Annotated in this window: 17 protein-coding genes and 1 pseudogene; 9 read left to right on the top strand and 9 right to left on the bottom strand. The window is 71.1% G+C overall.

Annotated features, from left to right (window positions below; all coding sequences use genetic code 11):
• Nucleotides 1-48: 48 nt before the first annotated feature.
• Complete coding sequence (locus ABTZ91_RS04960; protein WP_352075725.1) at nt 49-693, top strand: hypothetical protein; 645 nt, start codon at nt 49-51, stop codon at nt 691-693.
• Here the strand turns inward: ABTZ91_RS04960 and ABTZ91_RS04955 are convergent.
• Genes ABTZ91_RS04955 through ABTZ91_RS04945 form a run of 3 tightly spaced genes read right to left on the bottom strand, consistent with a single transcriptional unit; the run spans nt 660 to nt 2,574 of the window.
• Entirely contained in the window at nt 660-1,493 is an 834-nt protein-coding gene (locus ABTZ91_RS04955) for a hypothetical protein (protein WP_352075724.1), read from the bottom strand. The two genes, ABTZ91_RS04960 and ABTZ91_RS04955, sit on opposite strands and share 34 nt — an antisense overlap.
• A complete protein-coding gene (locus tag ABTZ91_RS04950; protein WP_352075723.1) occupies nt 1,490-1,759 on the bottom strand; it encodes a DUF397 domain-containing protein in 270 nt (89 codons plus the stop codon). Before ABTZ91_RS04950 ends, ABTZ91_RS04955 begins: the two co-directional genes overlap by 4 nt.
• Nucleotides 1,741-2,574 carry a helix-turn-helix transcriptional regulator gene (locus ABTZ91_RS04945; protein WP_352075722.1) on the bottom strand — a complete coding sequence of 278 codons (834 nt, stop codon included), beginning with the start codon at nt 2,572-2,574 and terminating at the stop codon, nt 1,741-1,743. The genes ABTZ91_RS04950 and ABTZ91_RS04945 overlap by 19 nt, the downstream gene beginning before the upstream one ends.
• 117 nt (nt 2,575-2,691) lie before the next feature.
• Here ABTZ91_RS04945 and ABTZ91_RS04940 point away from each other — a divergent pair, with 117 nt between their 5' ends.
• The 5 genes from ABTZ91_RS04940 to ABTZ91_RS04920 all read left to right on the top strand — a co-directional run bounded on the left by ABTZ91_RS04940 (nt 2,692) and on the right by ABTZ91_RS04920 (nt 5,493).
• The gene (locus ABTZ91_RS04940; protein ID WP_407077895.1) at nt 2,692-2,931 is read left to right on the top strand and encodes a hypothetical protein; all 240 of its coding nucleotides are present in this window, start codon (nt 2,692-2,694) and stop codon (nt 2,929-2,931) included.
• On the top strand, nt 2,928-3,143 hold the full coding sequence (locus tag ABTZ91_RS04935) for a hypothetical protein (RefSeq protein ID WP_345488502.1): 216 nt from the start codon (nt 2,928-2,930) through the stop codon (nt 3,141-3,143). The genes ABTZ91_RS04940 and ABTZ91_RS04935 overlap by 4 nt, the downstream gene beginning before the upstream one ends.
• A gap of 235 nt (nt 3,144-3,378) precedes the next feature.
• The gene (gene recO, locus ABTZ91_RS04930; RefSeq protein WP_352075721.1) at nt 3,379-4,128 is read left to right on the top strand and encodes a DNA repair protein RecO; all 750 of its coding nucleotides are present in this window, start codon (nt 3,379-3,381) and stop codon (nt 4,126-4,128) included.
• A 12-nt stretch (nt 4,129-4,140) separates the two neighbouring features.
• A complete protein-coding gene (locus ABTZ91_RS04925; RefSeq protein ID WP_352075720.1) occupies nt 4,141-4,965 on the top strand; it encodes an isoprenyl transferase in 825 nt (274 codons plus the stop codon).
• Nucleotides 4,966-4,986: 21 nt separating this feature from the next.
• Nucleotides 4,987-5,493, top strand: a complete 507-nt coding sequence (locus tag ABTZ91_RS04920) for a YcxB family protein (protein WP_352075719.1) — start codon at nt 4,987-4,989, stop codon at nt 5,491-5,493.
• 85 nt (nt 5,494-5,578) lie between these two features.
• On the opposite strand, the gene ABTZ91_RS04915 is transcribed toward ABTZ91_RS04920, so the two are convergent.
• The 4 genes from ABTZ91_RS04915 to ABTZ91_RS04900 form a co-directional block, all read right to left on the bottom strand.
• The gene (locus ABTZ91_RS04915) at nt 5,579-5,989 is read right to left on the bottom strand and encodes a Fur family transcriptional regulator (protein ID WP_352075718.1); all 411 of its coding nucleotides are present in this window, start codon (nt 5,987-5,989) and stop codon (nt 5,579-5,581) included.
• 71 nt (nt 5,990-6,060) lie between these two features.
• On the bottom strand, nt 6,061-6,957 hold the full coding sequence (locus ABTZ91_RS04910; protein ID WP_352075717.1) for a metal ABC transporter permease: 897 nt from the start codon (nt 6,955-6,957) through the stop codon (nt 6,061-6,063).
• Nucleotide 6,958: 1 nt separating this feature from the next.
• Entirely contained in the window at nt 6,959-7,723 is a 765-nt protein-coding gene (locus ABTZ91_RS04905) for a metal ABC transporter ATP-binding protein (protein ID WP_352075716.1), read from the bottom strand.
• A 23-nt stretch (nt 7,724-7,746) separates the two neighbouring features.
• Nucleotides 7,747-8,808: a metal ABC transporter substrate-binding protein gene (locus tag ABTZ91_RS04900; RefSeq protein ID WP_352075715.1), complete on the bottom strand. Its 1,062-nt coding sequence runs from the start codon at nt 8,806-8,808 to the stop codon at nt 7,747-7,749.
• Between the two features lie 154 nt (nt 8,809-8,962).
• Between ABTZ91_RS04900 and ABTZ91_RS04895 the strand changes: the two genes are divergently transcribed.
• A complete protein-coding gene (locus tag ABTZ91_RS04895) occupies nt 8,963-10,342 on the top strand; it encodes a glycine--tRNA ligase (RefSeq protein ID WP_352075714.1) in 1,380 nt (459 codons plus the stop codon).
• A 112-nt stretch (nt 10,343-10,454) separates the two neighbouring features.
• Here ABTZ91_RS04895 and ABTZ91_RS04890 read toward each other — a convergent pair whose 3' ends face one another.
• Entirely contained in the window at nt 10,455-11,900 is a 1,446-nt protein-coding gene (locus tag ABTZ91_RS04890; protein WP_352075713.1) for an MFS transporter, read from the bottom strand.
• Between the two features lie 110 nt (nt 11,901-12,010).
• On the opposite strand from ABTZ91_RS04890, the pseudogene ABTZ91_RS04885 reads away from it, so the two are divergent.
• Nucleotides 12,011-12,850 (top strand): annotated as a pseudogene (locus ABTZ91_RS04885) (helix-turn-helix domain-containing protein); the annotation flags it as partial.
• Between the two features lie 167 nt (nt 12,851-13,017).
• Here ABTZ91_RS04885 and ABTZ91_RS04880 read toward each other — a convergent pair.
• Nucleotides 13,018-14,484, bottom strand: a complete 1,467-nt coding sequence (locus ABTZ91_RS04880; protein WP_352075712.1) for an MFS transporter — start codon at nt 14,482-14,484, stop codon at nt 13,018-13,020.
• A gap of 52 nt (nt 14,485-14,536) precedes the next feature.
• Here ABTZ91_RS04880 and dusB point away from each other — a divergent pair, with 52 nt between their 5' ends.
• Nucleotides 14,537-15,673 carry a tRNA dihydrouridine synthase DusB gene (gene dusB, locus ABTZ91_RS04875; protein WP_352075711.1) on the top strand — a complete coding sequence of 379 codons (1,137 nt, stop codon included), beginning with the start codon at nt 14,537-14,539 and terminating at the stop codon, nt 15,671-15,673.
• Nucleotides 15,674-15,704: the final 31 nt, after the last annotated feature.

The raw sequence follows: 15,704 nt of genomic DNA, 5'->3' as shown, positions 1-15,704 counted from the left end.
GGAATTCTCCTTTGCGGGCCACCGAACACCTGTGTTGGATGAGGCCTGATGGGAAGACAAGAACGCCACCGCAAGGTCCACCGCCCGCTGCGACGCGCCGGTCTGGAGGTCGTCCCGGACCCGGACGCCGTCGCCGAGTCGGCGATCCCCTTCGTCATCGGTTACGGTCCCGAGGAGTTCGGAGGCGGTTTCTCCCACGCGTACGACACCCCGAGGCTCATCGAGCGCCTCAACGAGGACTGGTACGAGCTCGCGGTCTCCACCGGACTCTTCGACCACCGCCGTGAGTTCCTCGTGTACCTCCCCCAGGGCACCAGGACGCACCGGGAGGCGATCCACCGGGTGAACCACGGGGGCGGCGCGCCCTGGGTCTGGACCCGCGTCCGGCTCCTGGAGCGGTGGGACGTCATGGGCAGGGGCGCCCAGTCCGCCTTCCTCGGCGTGTACGCCGGCCATCCGGGATTCGGCATGCTCGCCCTGGACGGCAGCGTCTACATCTCCGCCTCGACGGGCGAGACCGGCATCGACGTCTACGCGGTGCGCGATCCCGCCCGCTCCGACAACGTCCGGCGCTACCTGGAATACCTCGTCAGGACCGACCGGTTCTACGAACGCGAACTCAGGGCGCGGATCGCCGACTGGTTGCGGCGGCGGTCAGGTCAGGACGTTCCGCCCCAGGAGACCATCAGATAGACGAGCCCGAGGGTCGCGGCCCACAGGATCAGGGACAGGAGCGCCACCAGCACACGGACGAAGGCGGGGTAGACCCCGACCGACCTCCCAGGGTCGCTCGGGGAGTAGCTGATCTCGACCTCGCGCGCGTACGCCTGGCGGTCGTGCGTGTGGGTCTGGCCGCTCGCGTCGGTGTACGTGTACGTGCCCGACTTGCCGTACGGGCTGGTGCGCACCGCCATCACCGTGATGCCGCGACGGGGCAGCCACCACATCAGGACGGCCCGCTCCAGTGTGTAGGCGCTCAGGAGGTTGAGGACGATCGCCACGATCCCCAGGATGAAGGAGAAGACGAGCGCGCCCGGCTCGCCGTCGGCCACGACCAGCACGCTCATCGTGACGAGCCCCGCGAGCCCCGGGCCGAGCGCCAGCAGGGCCCAGCCCAGGCCCCTGGCCTTCTCGCCGGTGCTGAGGGCGGGCTGTGGAGGGGAGGGCGTGTGCAGCGCACGGGTCGTCACCAGCGCGGCGCCGTCGAGGGACAGATCGGGCTCGGGCAACGCGACCACGGCGTCGTTGACGGCCGTGGCGAAGACCATGGCCGCGGCCTCGTTGACTCCGTCCACCCGGTAGCCGACGCCCTGGGCGCCGTCCGGGGCCCGCAGTTCGAAGACCACGGCCGGGCCGTCCGGTGCGACGAAACGAATCGCCTCCAGCGGTATCCGGGTCTCCTCGTCCCCGCGCCGCAGCGTCAGCGCCCCGTCCTGATGACGGAGAACGGCGCCGTCGCTGCCGCGCAGTATGGGCGTGGAGACAGCCGTCATCCCTTGACCCCGGCCACGAACGCGGCCCAGGCACCGGCCGGGACGACGAGCGCGGGACCGTCCGGGACCTTGCTGTCACGGACGGGGACGACCCCGGGGACCCCGTCGAGGACCTCGACGCAGTTGCCGCCCTCGCCGTTGCTGTAGGAGCTCTTGCGCCAGGCGGCACCGGCGAAGTCGTACGAGACCTCGACGCAGGAACCGCCCTCGCCGTTGCTGTAGCTGCTCTTGAACCAGTGGGCGTTGCTCAGGTCGTACGCGCGCATCGTCTGAAGTCCTCCGCCGCCGACTCGATCAGGGCCAGGGACGCCTCCGGCGACAAGGCGGCGACCCTCAGCAGATCGTAGGCGCGCTGGGCACGCTTCACCACAGCCGGATCGTCGAGGAGCGTCCCCGAGAACGAGGTCTCCGTATAAGCCGTGGGCGGCTGGTCCTTGAACTCCATGAGCCTGAGCGAGCCATCCATGGAGGCGTGGGCTCCGGTCTCGCGCGGAAGCACCGTCACCAGCACCCACCGCTGCCGCATCAGCGTCGCGATGTGGTCCAGTTGCGCGGCCATGGCCGCCGGGCCGCCCACCGGGGTGCGGAGGGCGTTCTCGTGCAGGACGACCCAGTACTCGGGCCTTGTAGCGTCCTTGAGGATGTCCTGCCGCTTGATCCGCGCGGTGACCTTCTCCTCGACGTACTCCTCCGTGACGAACGGGTTCGCCGCGATCGTCACCGTCCGCGCGTACTCCGGCGTCTGCAACAACCCCGGCACCACCGTCGGCGCGAACTCGCAGATCTTCGTCGCCACCGCCTCCAGCTCCGCCACCGCGTGGAAATACGACGCATACGGCGAACTGTCGATGAGCTTCTTACACGTCCGTTCGAAAATACCGCCGGTTTGTAGCACCTCGTCGATTCTCTTCGCCACATCGAGCTGAGGCTTCCGCACCCCCTGCTCGAACAGCCCGATATAGGTCCCCGAAACGAACACCCGTGCACCCAGGTCGTTCCTTGAGAGCCCCGCCGTCTCCCGGCGTTCCTTCAGTAGCTCCCCGAAGAACTCCCACGCATCCTGCCGCTTGGCCTTGGCCATAGCTTGACTCCCGTACGTCACAACGCAGTTGTTGCCCCAGCGCGTCTGTCGATTCTAGGGAGCCGCCCTCACCCTGGATGCGGAAAGCGGGAAATGGATTCGGAAAGGAGCGCGTTGGTGAAGGAAGACAGCATGCGACCGACGGAAACTGAAGAGGCGCGAGAGGCGGTGGCGGAATTGCGCGAGGCGCTTGCACGGGCCGGAATCACGCTGCCCTCGCTCGGGCTGGATGTCATCACCCTCGCCGCCGATCCTCCGCGGCCGCTGATCGAACTCGGGTGCTGCACGGCGGCCACCGCGCGACTGCTCGCCGCGGCGCTCGCCGGAGCGCCCACGAACGAAGGGGGCCGAGGATGAAACCGCCCATCGGCGCGTACGTCGTCGACATCCGTACGGGGAAGGTCGGCACCGTCATGGGACACGAGGGGCCCTACCTCCAGGTCCGACCCATCGGCGGCGGCCGCGAATGGGACTGCGAGCCGGACGGGGTGCGGGTCGCCACCGCCGCGGAGCGGCTGAGCGCCGCCACGGCGCACGCGAACGCCCGCAGCCGGGGCGAGGTGCCGTGACGCGGTGCGGGGCCGAGGCTGGGCGGCCCCGGTAGCCGCCGCCCCGTCTGCCGCCCCCTTGGCGGCCCCGACGGCCCCGTCAGCCGCCCCCGGCGGGTCCGTCAGCCGTCCGGCCGGCCGTCCCGGGTGCCTCGCCCCGACGTAGACCCACCCGCGGGCCGCCTCCTGGCCGCGGAAGGTCCTCGGAGCCGCGGTACCCGCCCGGGGCACCCGCCGCGTACGGGACAATGGGGCCATGAGCCTGTTCCGCGACGACGGCATCGTGCTGCGCACCCAGAAGCTGGGTGAAGCGGACCGCATCATCACCATCCTCACGCGCGGTCACGGCCGCGTACGCGCCGTCGCGCGCGGGGTGCGCCGGACCAAGTCGAAGTTCGGGGCGCGGCTCGAACCGTTCTCGCACGTGGACGTGCAGTTCTTCGCCCGGGGGAGTGACCTGGTCGGGCGGGGGCTGCCGCTGTGCACGCAGAGCGAGACCATCGCCGCGTACGGCAGCGGCATCGTCACCGACTATGCCCGCTACACCGCCGGCACGGCGATGCTGGAGACGGCGGAACGGTTCACCGACCACGAGGGCGAGCCGGCCGTGCAGCAGTACCTGCTGCTGGTGGGCGGGCTGCGCACCCTCGCGCGCGGGGAGCACGCCCCGCACCTCATCCTGGACGCCTTCCTGCTCCGCTCGCTCGCGGTCAACGGCTACGCGCCCAGCTTCGAGGACTGTGCGAAATGCGGACTTCCCGGTCCGAACCGCTTCTTTTCGGTCGCGGCGGGCGGAGTGATCTGCGCGGACTGCCGGGTGCCCGGAAGCGTCGTACCCTCTGCGGAGGCCGTTGGCCTGCTCAGCGCGCTCCTCACCGGCGACTGGGAGACGGCGGACGCGTGCGAGCCGCGTCACGTCAGGGAGGGCAGCGGACTGGTGTCCGCCTATCTGCACTGGCACCTGGAGCGCGGGCTGCGCTCGCTGCGGTACGTAGAGAAGAGCTAGGAGAGACCACGGATGGCCATCGCACGACTCCTCGGGCGCCAGCGGCGGGAGTACAGGACCCCCGAGCCGCACCCCTCCGGTGCCCGCCCGCCGAAGCTCCAGCCGGAGCTCGTGCCCGAGCACGTCGCGATCGTCATGGACGGCAACGGCCGCTGGGCCAAGCAGCGCGGCCTGCCGCGCACCGAGGGGCACAAGGTCGGCGCCGAGCAGGTGCTCGACGTGCTCCAGGGCGCGATCGAGATGGGCGTGGGGTCGATCTCGCTGTACGCCTTCTCCACGGAGAACTGGAAGCGCTCGCCCGAGGAGGTGCGCTTCCTCATGAACTTCAACCGCGACTTCATCCGCAAGAGCCGCGACCAGCTCGACGAGCTCGGCGTCCGGGTGCGCTGGGTGGGCCGCATGCCCAAGCTGTGGAAGTCCGTGGCCAAGGAGCTCCAGATCGCCCAGGAGCAGACCAAGGACAACACCAAGCTCACGCTGTACTTCTGCATGAACTACGGCGGCCGCGCGGAGCTCACGGACGCGGCGCAGGCGCTGGCGGAGGACGTGAAGGCGGGGCGGCTCGACCCGGCGAAGATCACCGAGAAGACCATCCAGAAGTACCTCTACTACCCGGACATGCCGGACGTGGACCTCTTCCTGCGGCCCAGCGGCGAGCAGCGCACCTCCAACTACCTGATCTGGCAGAGCGCGTACGCCGAGATGGTCTTCCAGGACGTGCTGTGGCCCGACTTCGACCGGCGCGACCTGTGGCGGGCCTGCGTCGAGTACGCCCAGCGCGACCGCCGCTTCGGCGGCGTGGACCCGGCGGACCTCGCGGTCCTCGACAAGGCCTGACCCGGGGGCGGGGGGACGACGATGGAGCTGGTCTACACGCCGACGCGGGAGGACCTGGTCGACGCGGTGCGGGTGCAGATGCGCTACGGCCCGTTCCGGGTGCTGCGGCGGCTGATCCCGGTCGCCGCCGTGCTGGCGTTCCTGGCCGCCGCCCTTCTGCTCACCGGGCCCCGCGAGCCGGACGTCGGGGGCGCGGTCCTGCTGGCCGGGCTCGGCCTGCTCGTGGTCGTCCTCATGCCGCTGGCGGTCCGGCTGACCGCCCGGCAGGTGTACGCGATGGTCGCGCGGCAGGGCGAGCACCGGGCGAGCGTGGACGAGGACGGGGTGCGCTGGGTCACGGGGATCAGCGAGACGGCCGCCCGCTGGCAGCTGACGCCCCGCTACATCGAGACCCCGACGCAGTTCGTGCTGCTCTCCGGCGACAAGGGCGGCGCGGGCGTGGCCGCCCTGCCCAAGCGCGGGCTCGCCGATCCCGCCGACGTCGAGCGGCTGCGGGCGCTCCTGGACCGGCACCTCACCCGTATGTGACGCGTACGCGAAGGGCCCGCACCGGATCGTCCGGTGCGGGCCCTTCGCGTACCGTCACGCGTACACCTACGTCACGTACGTCAGGTCACTTCGCCGCGCACTCCTCGCACGTGCCGAAGATCTCGACCGTGTGCGCCACGTTGACGAAGCCGTGCTCCGCCGCGATCGTCTCGGCCCACTGCTCCACGGCCGGGCCCTCCACCTCCACGGCCTTGCCGCAGACGCGGCAGACCAGGTGGTGGTGGTGGTCGCCGGTCGAGCAGCGGCGGTAGACCGTCTCGCCGTCACTGGTGCGCAGCGCGTCGACCTCGCCGGCCTCGGCGAGGGACTGCAGCGTGCGGTAGACGGTGGTGAGGCCGACCGAGTCGCCGCGGTGCTTCAGCATGTCGTGCAGCTCCTGAGCGCTGCGGAACTCGTCCACCTCGTTCAGCGCCGCCGAGACGGCGGCCCGCTGCTTGGTCGAGCGGCCTCGTACGGGGGGTCCTGCCGTCACCACGGGGGCCTCCTTGAATCTTGTCTGCCCCCGCCATTCTGCCAGCCCCCCACGGGCCTCATGTCGGACCGGCGTCACACCGTGACGTCGTCGGAGGGGCGCCGGGTCGTCGGGAGGCATCGCGCGTCGCAGGCCGCCGAGGCCTCTTCGGCGGCTTTCGCCCGCCGTCGGGCCAGTGGCGCGGCGAGCAGGGTCATGGCGACGAAGACGCCGATCGCGAGGAGCACGATCGTCGCGCCGGGCGGCACGTCCTGGTAGTACGAGGTGACCGTGCCGGACAGCGTGACGCCGCTGCCGATGAGCACGGCCAGCACGAACGTGCTGCGGAAGGACCGCGACAGCTGCTGGGCGGCGGCCACCGGGACCACCATCAGGGCGCTGACCAGGAGCAGGCCGACGACCCGCATGGCGACGGTGACGGTCACGGCGGCGGTGACGGCGATCAGCAGGTTCAGGGCGCGCACCGGGAGGCCGGTGACGCGGGCGAAGTCCTCGTCCTGGCTGACGGCGAAGAGCTGGCGGCGCAGACCGACCGTGACGAGGACCACGAAGGCGGCCAGGACGCTGATCGCGGTGACGTCCTCGGGGGAGACCGTCGACAGGGAGCCGAAGAGGAACGAGGTCAGGTTGGCGTTGGAGCCGGTCGGCGAGAGGTTGATCAGCAGGACGCCGCCGGCCATGCCGCCGTAGAAGAGCAGCGCGAGGGCGAGGTCGCCGCGGGTGCGGCCGTAGGCGCGGATCAGCTCCATGGCGACGGAGCCGGCGACGGCGACGAGGGTGGCCATCCAGACGGGGCTGGAGTTCAGCAGGAAGCCGAGGCCGACGCCGGTCATGGCGACGTGGCCGATGCCGTCGCCCATGAGCGCCTGGCGGCGCTGGACGAGGTAGATGCCGACGGCGGGCGCGGTGATGCCGACGAGCAGGGCCGCGAGGAGGGCCCGCTGCATGAAGGCAGGCTCGAGGAATTCCATGTCAGGTCAGCAGTCCCGTGCGGAGCGGCTCGTCGGCCGCGTGGGGGTGGACGTGGTCGTGGCCGGGCAGGGCGTGCTGGCCGACGGCCCTCGGTGGCGGGCCGTCGTGGACGACGCAGCCGTCGCGCAGCACCACGGCGCGGTCGATCAGGGGCTCAAGGGGGCCGAGCTCGTGCAGGACGAGGAGGACGGAGGTGCCTTCGGCGACCTGTTCGCGCAGGGTGGCGGCGAGGATCTCCTGGCTGCCCAGGTCGACGCCGGCCATCGGCTCGTCCATGATCAGCAGCTCGGGCTCGGGGGCGAGCGCGCGGGCGATGAGGACGCGCTGGTGCTGGCCGCCGGAGAGGGCGGAGACGGAGTCCTTGGCGCGGTCGGCGAGTCCGACGAGCTCCAGGGCGCGGTCGACGGCGGCCCGGTCGGCCTTGGTGGGCCAGCCGAACCGGCGGCGGGCGAGCCGGCCGGAGGTGACGACCTCGCGGACGGTGGCGGGGACGCCGCTGGCGGCGGTGGTGCGCTGCGGGACGTAGCCGACGCGGGCCCAGTCGCGGAATCGCTTCTGCTCGGTGCCGAAGAGCTCGATGCTGCCGCCGGTCAGCGGGACCTGGCCGATGACGGAGCGGACGGCGGTGGACTTGCCGGAGCCGTTGGCGCCGAGCAGCGCGACGACCTCACCGCGGTGGACGGTGAGGTCGACGCCCCGGAGGACGGGCCGGGCGCCGAGTGCGGCGGTGGCTCCGCGGACGGAGATGACGGGTTCGTCGCGCACGGCTGCCTCCTGCGTGGTCGGTTTCACTTCGCGCCGAGGGCCTTCTTCAGCGCGGCGAGGTTGGACCGCATGACCTCGATGTAGTCATCGCCCTTGGACCCCTCGGTGATTCCCTCCAGGGGGTCGAGCACGTCGGTCTTGAGGCCGGTGTCGTGCGCGAGGGTCTTGGCGGTCTTGTCGCTCGCCAGGGTCTCGAAGAAGACGGTGGAGACCTTGTCCTTCTTCGCGATCTCCTGGAGCTCCTTGATGCGGGCGGGGCTCGGCTCGGACTCGGGGTCGAGGCCGGAGATGCCCTCCTGCTCCAGCTCGTAGCGCTCGGCGAGGTAGCCGAAGGCGGAGTGGGTGGTGATGAAGGTCCGGGTGGTGGTGTTCTTCAGACCGGTCCGGAACTCGGTGTCCAGGGCGCCGAGCTTCTTCACCAGGGCGTCGGTGTTCTTCTTGTAGTCGGCGGCGTGGGCCGGGTCGGCCTTCTCCAGGGTGCTGCCGAATCCCTTGGCGACCTCGGCGTACTTCACGGGGTCGAGCCAGATGTGGGGGTCGGCACCGGCCTCGGAGCCGTGGTCGTGGCCCTCGTGGGAGTCCTGGGTGCCGTGGGACTCCTCGCCGGCGTGTCCGGAGTGCTCGGAGTGCTTGGCGTGCTCTTCGGCACTCTCGCCCTCGTGGCCGGCTTCGCCCGCGTGGCCTTCGTGGCCGACTTCGGTGCCGTGCTCTTCGAGGGCGGTGAGGGTGGCGGCGTCGACGGTGTTCTTGACGCCGGCCTGCTTGATGGCGTCGTCGACGGCGGGCTGGATGCCCTTGAGGTAGAGGATGACGTCGGCCTCGCCGAGCTCGCCGATCTGCCTCGGCTTGAGCTCCAGGTCGTGCGGCTCGACGCCCGGCTTGGTGAGCGTGGTGACGGAGACGTGGTCGCCGCCTATCTGCTCGGCCAGGTACTGCATGGGGTAGAACGACGCCACGACGTCCAGCTTGCCGCCGCTCTGCCCGTCCGCGGCGTCGGAGGTGCCGGAGCAGGCGGAGAGGGTGACGAGGCCGAGGGCGACGGCACCGGCGACGGCGGTGGTGGGTATCAGGCGACGTACGTTCATGACACTCATTTTCAACAAAACTGGAAACGGTTGTCAATTGCCGCATCTGTGTTCCCGCCCACTCCGGGGCAAGGCGGAACCGATTTGATACGGAGGGTGCGGGCGCCGGTAACCTGAGGCATTCGCACTTCGTCGTCGTAATGAAGAGAGCACCGTGGCCGCCGACAAGATCGACACCATCGTCAGCCTGAGCAAGCGCCGTGGCTTCGTCTACCCGTGCAGCGAGATCTACGGCGGCCAGAAGGCCGCCTGGGACTACGGACCGCTGGGTGTCGAACTCAAGGAGAACATCAAGCGCCAGTGGTGGCGTTACATGGTCACCTCGCGCGAGGACGTCGTCGGCATCGACTCGTCGGTGATCCTGGCCACCGAGGTCTGGGAGGCCTCCGGTCACGTCGCCACCTTCACCGACCCGCTGACCGAGTGCACCTCCTGCCACAAGCGCTACCGCGCCGACCACCTGGAGGAGGCGTACGAGGAGAAGCACGGCCGTCTCCCCGAGAACGGCCTCTCCGACCTCAACTGCCCCAACTGCGGCAACAAGGGCACCTTCACGGAGCCCAAGCAGTTCTCCGGTCTGCTCTCCACCCACCTCGGCCCGACCCAGGACACCGGCTCCGTCGCGTACCTGCGTCCCGAGACCGCCCAGGGCATCTTCACCAACTTCGCCCAGGTGCAGACGACCTCGCGCAAGAAGGTGCCGTTCGGCATCGCGCAGATGGGCAAGTCCTTCCGGAACGAGATCACTCCGGGCAACTTCATCTTCCGCACCCGCGAGTTCGAGCAGATGGAGATGGAGTTCTTCGTCAAGCCGGGCGAGGACGAGCAGTGGCAGGAATACTGGATGGAGCAGCGCTGGAACTGGTACACGGGCCTCGGTCTCCGTGAGGAGAACATGCGCTGGTTCGAGCACCCGCAGGAGAAGCTCTCCCACTACTCCAAGCGCACCGCCGACATCGAGTACCGCTTCCAGTTCGGCGGCAGCGAGTGGGGCGAGCTGGAGGGCGTCGCCAACCGCACCGACTACGACCTCACCGCTCACGCCAAGGCCTCCGGCGCGAACCTGTCCTACCTGGACCAGGACGGCGAGCGCTTCACGCCGTACGTGATCGAGCCCGCCGCCGGCGTCGGCCGCACCATGCTCGCCTTCCTGCTCGACGCGTACACCGAGGACGAGGCCCCGAACGCCAAGGGCGTCATGGAGAAGCGCACCGTGCTGCGCCTCGACCACCGCCTCGCGCCGGTCAAGGTCGCCGTCCTGCCGCTGTCCCGCAACGAGAACCTCTCCCCGAAGGCCAAGGGCCTCGCGGCGGACCTGCGGCAGAACTGGAACATCGAGTTCGACGACGCCGGTGCCATCGGCCGCCGCTACCGCCGCCAGGACGAGATCGGCACCCCGTACTGCGTCACCGTCGACTTCGACACCCTCGACGACAACGCCGTGACCGTGCGCGAGCGCGACACCATGAAGCAGGAGCGCGTCTCCCTCGACCAGATCCAGGGCTACCTGGCCAGCCGCCTGCTGGGCTGCTGACGCCGGTCGTCGACGTAGGCCGCAGGCCGCAGGCGTGACGGCGAAGCCCCCGGTTCCGAAAGACGGAACCGGGGGCTTTCCGCGCTCCACCGTCCTGCCGGTCACCTCCCGGTCACCGCATCGACGGCAGCCGCAGGCTCAGCGGCAGCGTCAGCACCACCAGTCCCAGCTGCACCAGGAGCGTCGTCACCAGCGCCGTGCCCATGCCGTCCGGCGAGGACCCGGCCAGCGAGAGGAACAGCGAACCCAGGGTCGCCACGCCGAGCGCCAGGGCCGACTGCTGGGTGGTCACCATCACGCCGCTGCCCACGCCCGCCCGCTCCGCCGGCACCTCGGAGAGCACCACCCGGAACAGCACCGGCAGCTGGAACCCCTGGCCGAGGCCCGCGACCGCCATGCCCGGCAGCAGGCTCCACCCCGAAAGGTCCGGCCAGCCGCTCGCCACCGTCCAGGCCAGCAGCCCGAGGCCGAGCGCCTGGATCACCGCGCCCACCGGCACCACCCGCGTGCCCCAGCGCCCCACGAGCCTCGGGCCCGCTAGGGAGGCCACGAAGAAGGCCGTCGCCATCGGCACCAGCGCCGCGCCCGAGACCACCGCCCCCATCGCGAGCCCCTGCTGGAGCGCCACCGCGACCACGAACATGAAGCCGCCGAAGCCCACCGAGAACGGCAGCACGATCGCAAGCCCCCGGCGCAGCGAGACCAGACCCAGCAGACTCGGCGGCACCAGCGGCGTCCCGCCCCTGCGGTCCGCGCGCAGCTCCACCCACCAGAACGCACCGGCCGCGAACGGGAAGACCACGAGCGACACCCACGTCCACACCGGCCAGCCCGCCGCCCGGCCCTCCGTCAGCGGGGCGAGCAGCGTGACCAGCGACAGCGCGAGCAGCAGCGTGCCCGGCACGTCCACCGGCGCCGGCCGGTCGGAGCGGGTCTCCGGCACGGCTCGGGCCGCGAGCAGCAGACCGAGCAGCGCCACGGGCACGTTGACCAGGAAGATCGCCCGCCAGCCGGTCCCGGCGATGTCGGCGGCGACGAGCACCCCGCCCAGGATCTGGCCCGCGACCATCGACAGGCCGGCGGTCGCCCCGTACAGGCTCAGCGCCTTCGCGTGCCGGGCGCCCGACGTCGAGGAGTGAATGGTCGCGAGGACCTGCGGCAGCATCAGCGCCGAGGCGGCACCCTGTGCCACCCGGGCCGCGACCAGCGTCCAGGCGTCCGGAGCGAGACCGCAGACCAGCGAGGTCAGACCGAAGGCGGCCATGCCCGCGAGGAACAGCCGCCGGCGCCCGAAGAGGTCGCCGAGCCGGCCGCCGAGCACGAGCAGGACGGCATACGACAGTCCGTATCCGGCCACGACCAGTTCGAGCAGGGCCGGCCCGGCCGCCAGATCACGGTCGATCGTGGGCAGGGCGACGTTGACGATGAAGAAGTCGATCAGGGGCAGCGCCGCACCGAGCAGCACGGTGAACAGACCGAGCGGGCCGAGGACCGGCCGCGCGGGGCCGGTGGCCGCGGGGGCGGCGTCACGAGCGGAGAGTGAGGTTGTCGTCGTCACGCATCCGAGCCTCGGGCCTCACTCAGCCTGGTACCAGAGTGTCTTTATCCTGGTACAAGCACTACCTGGAAACGGGCTGAGCGCCCCCGCACCCTGGGAGCATGACCGACATGGTGGCCGACCCCGACATGCGGCGCCACGAGCTCGCCGCCTTCCTGCGCAGCCGGCGCGAGCGCATCACCCCCGAACAGGTCGGGCTGCCGCGCGGCCGGCGCCGGCGCACCCCGGGGCTGCGCCGCGAGGAGGTCGCCCAGCTCTCCGCCGTCGGCGTCACCTGGTACACCTGGCTGGAGCAGGCGCGGCCCATCCAGGTCTCGCCGCAGGTCCTGGACTCCCTCGCCGCCGCCCTGCTGCTCGACCCCACCGAGCGCACCCACCTCTTCGCCCTCGCCGGCCAGGCCGACCCGCACCCCGAGACGCCTTGCCCGACCGTCACGCCCGCGTTGCGGCAGCTGCTCGACCAGCTGGAGCCCGTGCCCGCCGCCATCCAGAACAGCCGCTACGACTTCCTCGCCCACAACCGCACCTTCGGCCGGCTCTTCTGCGACCTGGACGCCCTGCCCCGCGAGGACCGCAACAGCCTGTGGCTGGCCTTCACCCACGACGACTTCCGGGCCGCCGTCACGGACCTGCCCGACGTCCTCACCTCCCTGGCCGGCAAGCTGCGCGCCGCCATGGCCGAGCACCTGGCCGAGCCCGCCTGGAAGGCGCTGCTGCACCGGCTGGAGACCGCCTCGCCGGAGTTCCGGGAGATCTGGGCGCGGCACGACGTGGTCGACCAGTCGGGCCGTACGAAGCTCATCCGCAACGCCCATGTCGGGCTGCTCCGCCTCGACCACACCAACCTCTGGCTCGGCCCTCAGTCCGGGCCGCGGCTGGTCACCTACGTCCCCGTGGACGAGGCGAGCCGCGCCGGGATCGAGCGCCTGCACGCCCTCGTCCTCGCGGAGGAGGCGGCGAAGGCGGAGGAGGCGGCGAAGGCGGAAGAGGCGGTGAAGGCGGCGAAGGCGGTGGAGGCCACAGAGCGCGCCCGCGCCGAAGAGACCGCCGCACCGCGCGCCCGCGCGGAAGAGTCCGCCCTCCAGCGCGCTTCCGAGGAGGCCGCACCGCACGCGCCTCAGGACGAGGACGCCCTCGCCGTCGCCTGAGGCCCGCACTCCGCCTCCAGGCGCCGGGCCGTCCGCTCCGCCGTGTCCCGCGCCCACGCGCCACTGGTCAGCGCCCCGGCGAGCAGCACGGCGAGCCCGCAGGCCGTGACGATCCAGTAGACCGGCTTGCTCGCCTCCACGAAGCCCTCGGTGGTGTAGGTCGTCGCCGAGGCGAGGCCCGTGGTCAGGACCGCGCCCGCCACCGCGACGCCCAGGGTCTGGCCGATCTGGCGGCTCGTCGAGGCGACCGCCGCCGCCACGCCGGCCTGGGCGCGGGGCATCCCGGAGACGGCCGTGTTGGTGATCGGCGCGTTCACCAGGCCGAAGCCGATGCCGAACACCACGTACCCCGTGAAGAGCATCGGCGTGCTGGTCTCCGCGTGGAAGGCGGCGAACAGCAGCGCGCCCGCAGCCATCGCCGTGCCGGCGAGCACCAGGGACGGCCGTGGACCGCGCGCGCCGACCAGCCGGCCCGACAGCGGCGCGAAGACGAAGGTCATCGCCGCCATCGGCAGCATGAAGAGCCCCGCGTGCAGGGCGGAGAGCCCCCGGACGTCCTGGAGGTAGAGGGTGTTCAGGAAGAGGAAGGCGCCGAGCGCGGCGAAGGCGCACACCGCGATCACGGTCGCCCCGCTGAACGGGGCGCTGCGGAAGAAGCGCAGGTCGATGAGCGGTTCGCGGCGCCGCGGCTCGTAGAGCAGCAGCCCGACCAGGGCGAGGGCCGCGATGCCGGCGAACAGCGCGTGGGTCTCGATGATCGCGTACGTGAGCGAGCCCAGCAGCACCGTCACGAGCACCTGGCCCACCGGGTCGGGGTGCCGGGGGCGGGGCGCGCGGGACTCGGGGACGTAGCGGAAGGTCAGCAGCAGCGCGGCCAGGCCGATCGGCAGGTTCACCCAGAAGATCGCCCGCCAGCCGACCGACTGGACGAGCACTCCGCCCACCAGCGGGCCCGTCGCCATGGAGACGCCCACGACCGCGCCCCAGGCGCCGATGGCACGCGCGCGTGCCGCCGGTTCCGTGAAGGTGTTGGTGATGATCGACATGGCGACCGGGTTGAGCATCGAGCCGCCCACCGCCTGCACCATCCGGAAGGCGACAAGCGCCTCCAGGCTGGGGGCGAGCGAGCACAGCAGCGAGCCGACGACGAAGAGGACGAGCCCGGTGACGAAGACCTTGCGGCGGCCGATCCGGTCGGCGGTGGAGCCCGAGAGCATGAGCAGCGAGGCGAGCACGAGGGTGTAGGCGTCGATGGTCCACTGCAGGCCGGAGACGGAGGCGTGCAGCTCGCGCTGGAGGGAGGGCAGGGCGACGTTGAGCGCGGTGTTGTCCAGGCTGACGATCAGCAGGCTCATGCAGCAGACGGCGAGGACGACCCGTTGCCGGCGGGGGCTGAGCTGCTGCTTGGCGGGCTCGGGCTGTGGGGGACCGGGCATGTGCGGATCGTACGGCTGTCTAAGGACGTGCGCAGTACGGGACAATGGGCCCATGACCGCGTTCACTCCTCTTGCCATCGGGCCGCACATCGTGCAGCCGCCGGTGGTGCTCGCGCCGATGGCCGGCATCACCAACGCCCCGTTCCGCACCCTCTGCCGTGAGTTCTCCGGCGGCAAGGGCCTCTTCGTGAGCGAGATGATCACGACGCGGGCGCTGGTCGAGCGCAACGAGAAGACGATGCAGCTCATCCGCTTCGACGAGACCGAGAAGCCGCGGTCCATCCAGCTGTACGGGGTGGATCCGGTGACCGTCGGCAAGGCGGTGCGGATGATCGTGGACGAGGACCTGGCCGATCACATCGACCTCAACTTCGGCTGCCCGGTCCCGAAGGTGACCCGCAAGGGCGGTGGCTCGGCGCTCCCGTACAAGCGGCCGCTGCTGCGGGCGATCCTGCACGAGGCCGTGACGAACGCGGGCGACCTGCCGGTCACGATGAAGATGCGCAAGGGCATCGACGACGACCACATCACGTACCTGGACGCCGGCCGGATCGCCGTCGAGGAGGGCGTGACGGCCATCGCGCTGCACGGCCGGACGGCGGCACAGCACTACGGCGGCACGGCGGACTGGGACGCCATCGCCCGGTTGAAGGAGCACGTGCCGGAGATCCCGGTGCTCGGCAACGGCGACATCTGGTCGGCGGACGACGCGCTGCGGATGATGCGCGAGACGGGCTGCGACGGCGTGGTCGTGGGCCGTGGCTGCCTCGGCCGGCCGTGGCTCTTCGGTGACCTGGTGGCGGCCTTCGAGGGCACGGGGGAGTACGCGAGGCCCGAGCTGCGGACGGTCGCGGACACGATGGTGCGGCACGCGCGGCTGCTCGGTGAGTGGCTGGGCGACGAGTCGCGCGGTGTCATCGACTTCCGCAAGCACGTGGCCTGGTACCTGAAGGGCTTCTCGGTGGGTTCCGAGATGCGCAAGAAGCTCGCGATCACCTCGTCCCTGGACGAACTGCGCGCTCAGTTGAGCGAGCTCGACCTGGACCAGCCGTGGCCGGTCGGCGCGGACGGTCCGCGCGGCCGTACGTCCGGAAACAACCGGGTCGTCCTGCCGGACGGCTGGTTGAAGGACCCGTACGACTGCGCCGGGATCAGCGAGGACGCGGAGCTGGACACGTCCGGCGGGTGAGATTCGGGCCCTTCCTGGCGAGTGATTCTCG

It is taken from the genome of Streptomyces sp. NPDC126499, from assembly GCF_040302485.1.
Classification (GTDB): Bacteria; Actinomycetota; Actinomycetes; order Streptomycetales; family Streptomycetaceae; genus Streptomyces.
Note: the sequence above shows the minus strand (reverse complement) of the source record. Positions and strands in the feature narration are given on the sequence as shown.